Annotated in this window: 2 protein-coding genes; both read right to left on the bottom strand. The window is 60.8% G+C overall.

Annotated elements, in window-relative coordinates; genetic code table 11:
• Positions 1-358: 358 nt before the first annotated feature.
• Positions 359-910: a hypothetical protein gene (locus A1351_RS07330; protein WP_064032652.1), complete on the bottom strand. Its 552-nt coding sequence runs from the start codon at positions 908-910 to the stop codon at positions 359-361.
• A 1-nt stretch (position 911) separates the two neighbouring features.
• Positions 912-2,536 (bottom strand): DotA/TraY family protein (locus A1351_RS07325; RefSeq protein ID WP_064032651.1); only part of this gene is annotated, 1,625 nt, incomplete at its 5' end.

Here is a 2,536-nt window from a genome sequence, read left to right as displayed (position 1 = left end):
GCGTTGCGGGAACCGCCGGCCGCCCCGGTCGCCCATGGCGCCGACTCGTAATCGGGTCGAGACCTCTGGGTGGAGGGCTCCGTAGGCTTGACCACGGTTCCGTTTCTATCGATCACTGGCGGCCGCCATGTGGCGTTCCCTTCCCCATAGGCCGCGTAGGGGTCGTAGAAAGGATGCCGGACGGCTGGGGCAGGAGGGGTGTCGTAGTCGCCAGGGGCGCGGACGTTGCCCGACGAACACGCCGCGAGCGGGAGGGAGAAGCAAATCAGAAAGAGGAAGAGATGTCGCATGATGGTCTCCTGTGCGAAACCACCATGCGATAAGGCTGCGCGAATATCGCCGCGCTATTTGAATGGTATCACGTCTTGAGTGCTCGCCACAGAGCGGCGACTCGTGGCCCCAGAGCGTCTGGGCGGCAAAGGATATCGCCCTTCGACCACGCATCGAACATCTGATACATGACCGCCTTCAGCTCGGCATATTCCGGGCGGCTCGCTTTGCCTTGTTCCGACGCGTTGAGCAGCGTCAAAAGTGTTTCTTCTATACCACTTAGGAAGTTCTCCGTTCTCGACAGCTTCCTGCGGTGCTCCTCCCCATGGCGCTCTGCAATCGCCAGGGACTCCCGCAGGGTTTCGACGTCTACAGCGAGCTGAGCATTGCGCTTCCGCTCATTGTTGAGGACGTCCATCCAGGCGTTGAAATCTTTGATATGGATCGAACGCCAGCCGGCGCGATACTCGGCGTCCTGCTGGGCGTTGAGATTGCGCAGGGCCGCCTGCTCACCTTCGTAGTAGCCGGTGTCTTCGCCCTCGCGATAGCCGTCGGACTTGCCGCTCGAATAGCCGCTCGAGCGACCCACCGCATACCAAAGCATACCGTTTCCAGAGCCAGGTTCGTCGTCGTCGCGCATCTCAGCCGTCCTTATTATGATCTCCGACGTCCGTTTGGGCGTTCAGGGTCGAGTCGACGCTTCCGCTCTTCTCCGACTCGCTATCTCGCGGGCCCGTTATTCCCTTCCGTGGAGAGGCGATAGAGCGAGTGGCCGAAGACCTTACACCATCGCCGCGTTTTTGTCTTGACGGACCAGAAAGCTGCCCCCGAGCGTATTCTTCGATCGTCTCGACCGTTCCTCGCGCTCCCGTCCAAGCAGCCGCCTTGCTGAACTCGTCCATGTCGACACGGTTCGCCGGCGAGAAGCCGAGCATCTTGGGAACATGGTGCGGGATGAGCGAAATCAGTCCGAAGGCTTTGATCGCGACCACGATATGCAGCAAAACGAAAATCGCCAGGAGCACAACGAGCCCGATCAGATTGGTGACGAACCAGCCCTTTTCGAGAACAAAATGCACGGCGACTCCGAAGCTTATGCGAATGAGCCATGAGACCGACGAGAACACGAAATAGCCGGCGAAGAGGCCGAGGAGCATAAGGACCGGCCGGAATAGCACGTTGAAGAGCAGCTCATAAACCTGGATGGCGCGGCCATGCAGGCCCTCGCCTTCGAACGTCATATGGGCGACCATCATGAGTGGCACCGCGATGACCGCCTCGATCACCAGGATCAGATAGCCGGTCACGCCCGCGATCCACATCACCCAGGGGATCATCGGGAGGACATAGGCGATCATAATCCCGGGAATGAGAAGCGCCAGGAGACCGAAGAACAAGGGCGTCAAGAGCGCCTTGAAGACGTCGGAGAGTGTGGCGAGACCGGCGGCGGCGGCGGCCCCGGCGAAATTGCCGGTGAGCAGCGAGAAGGCCGCCGCTCCCGTCTGAACGGCCCCAGATGACGCGGCGATGGCGAGTCCGTAAGCGGTCAGCGCGGCGGTCATGAGATATTGGCCGAGCGTGATGAGCGAGCCGAAGGGGTCAGACCACTGGTTCGACGTCGGAGAGATGCTGTTCGCGATATAGTTCAAGAGCGGCTCGTTGAGATTGATCGAACGAAAAACGCGCTCGATCCAAGAGCCGCCTTCACGAGCCGCGGCGTTGCCGAATGTGTCGGCGTTGCCGGTCGGCGGGTTGGCGCCATCGGCGGTGTTCACATAGGTGCGCAGCTGCGCGAGGAAGTTGTCGCTGGCTTGAATGAGTGGCGCGAGATCTGTCTTGAGCGCATTGCTCCAGCCGCTGTAGCTCGGGCCGTTGACGATCGGCAGGTCGTTGAGCAGGGACAGTGTGCGGCCATTCAGCTGAGCGAAGGTCAGATAATAGGACCCGGCGGACGCCCATCCGAGCGTCGACAGATCGGTCGTCGTATTGTTGATGAGACCGAGCTTTCCGGCGCGCGCGTCCTGCGGTTTGATGGCGTTCTGTAGCTGCTTCTGGACGTCGCTGGCCGCGGAAGTGAGCTGCTGTGTGTAATCGCGGGTCGCGTTCTGATAGGCGGCGAGCAGCGGGGTGAGCGCCGATGTCTGCTTCGTCTGCCAATAGCTCTTCGCGACGCTCTCGGCGACGGAACGAATATCCGACGTGATGATGTCCTGGAGAATGTCCTTCTGCTTGCCGGTCATGTCCGTATTGACGCCGGCGATCGGCT

This window comes from Methylosinus sp. R-45379 (genome assembly GCF_001644125.1).
In the GTDB taxonomy this organism is placed as follows: Bacteria; Pseudomonadota; Alphaproteobacteria; order Rhizobiales; family Beijerinckiaceae; genus Methylosinus.
The sequence above is the reverse complement of the archived record's forward strand: the minus strand, read 5'-3'. Positions and strand labels throughout refer to the sequence as shown.

Bases quoted from the DNA above. Each gene is read 5' to 3' on its own strand.
- A1351_RS07330 (WP_064032652.1), bottom strand. From the start codon at position 910: ATGCGCGACGACGACGAACCTGGCTCTGGAAACGGTATGCTTTGGTAT.